Here is a 1,399-nt window from a genome sequence, read left to right as displayed (position 1 = left end):
GGTTAGCTATATTTTTTTACTTTGCAACAGAACCCTCTTTTTAATATCCCCGACTGGCAATGCCGGGATAGACTGTAACATTCTCACGCATAAAATCCCCTTTCATTTTCTAATGTAAATCTATTACCTTATTATTAATTCAATTCGCTCATAATTAATCCTTTTTCTTATTACGCAAAATGGCCCGATTTAAGCACACCCTTTATTCCGTTAATGCGCCATGACAGCCATGATAATTACTAATACTAGGAGAAGTTAATAAATACGTAACCAACATGATTAACAATTATTAGAGGTCATCGTTCAAAATGGTATGCGTTTTGACACATCCACTATATATCCGTGTCGTTCTGTCCACTCCTGAATCCCATTCCAGAAATTCTCTAGCGATTCCAGAAGTTTCTCAGAGTCGGAAAGTTGACCAGACATTACGAACTGGCACAGATGGTCATAACCTGAAGGAAGATCTGATTGCTTAACTGCTTCAGTTAAGACCGAAGCGCTCGTCGTATAACAGATGCGATGATGCAGACCAATCAACATGGCACCTGCCATTGCTACCTGTACAGTCAAGGATGGTAGAAATGTTGTCGGTCCTTGCACACGAATATTACGCCATTTGCCTGCATATTCAAACAGCTCTTCTACGATAAGGGCACAAATCGCATCGTGGAACGTTTGGGCTTCTACCGATTTAGCAGTTTGATACACTTTCTCTAAGTATCCACCTGAATCATAAATCGGCAAAATAGAGAAAAATTGACCATGTGTAAGCGGCCAATCTGATTCCACCTGAGATGCATAATCTAGTAGAATCTCTTCGCTATCAAAATTCACTTCCACCTTCCACTCACCGGTTGTCCATTCATGGCTGAACTCTGCTTCCTCTGTTGACATGACACACATCATCTCAATATCCGAATAGGGCCCATCAGTCTGACGACCAAGAGAGCCATAAACACCAATAGCCTTAACATCATCCCCATATTTATCCAATATTCGTTCCTTAATTTCATGAACAATCTTCATTCTTTCTTCTCTAGTCATTATTATTGGTCCATTCACTATTCTCATTCCCTTTTCAGATAATTTTAGATTTGCTTTTCTAAATAAGAATATTTGGAGAGCACCGTTCTTATTCAGCTATTAATAACTCGTCTTCCTAAGCATCCTTCAATCCTTTTAATAACAATTATAGCATCTAATCTTCAACAAACTGGCCCGTTTGTTGAACTACTCTTTAATAAAATAATTTTTCCGTTCCCAATTCCACATTGCAATAATAGAAAATCCATCTTCATCGGCTTTTTCGTCATCATCTGTATGAATCAAATCGCCTTCTTCTGTGTCATCAAGGTTTAATTTTTGGTTCTGTTGCAAAGTTGAATTTATAGTATAA

The 1,399-nt window shown here is 38.0% G+C and carries 1 protein-coding gene; it reads right to left on the bottom strand.

The genetic code is table 11. The annotated features are described in order from the left end of the window. Positions 1-303 precede the first annotated feature (303 nt). Positions 304-1,074: an aminoglycoside O-nucleotidyltransferase ANT(4')-Ia gene (gene aadD1, locus HMPREF2897_RS03625; protein WP_001795128.1), complete on the bottom strand. Its 771-nt coding sequence runs from the start codon at positions 1,072-1,074 to the stop codon at positions 304-306. Between the last annotated feature and the right edge of the window lie 325 nt (positions 1,075-1,399).

The sequence above is a fragment of the Staphylococcus sp. HMSC065D05 genome, from assembly GCF_001813195.1.
Taxonomy (GTDB): Bacteria; Bacillota; Bacilli; order Staphylococcales; family Staphylococcaceae; genus Staphylococcus; species Staphylococcus epidermidis.
Note: the sequence above shows the minus strand (reverse complement) of the source record. Positions and strands in the feature narration are given on the sequence as shown.

Bases quoted from the DNA above. Each gene is read 5' to 3' on its own strand.
- aadD1 (WP_001795128.1), bottom strand. From the start codon at position 1,074: ATGAGAATAGTGAATGGACCAATAATAATGACTAGAGAAGAAAGAATG.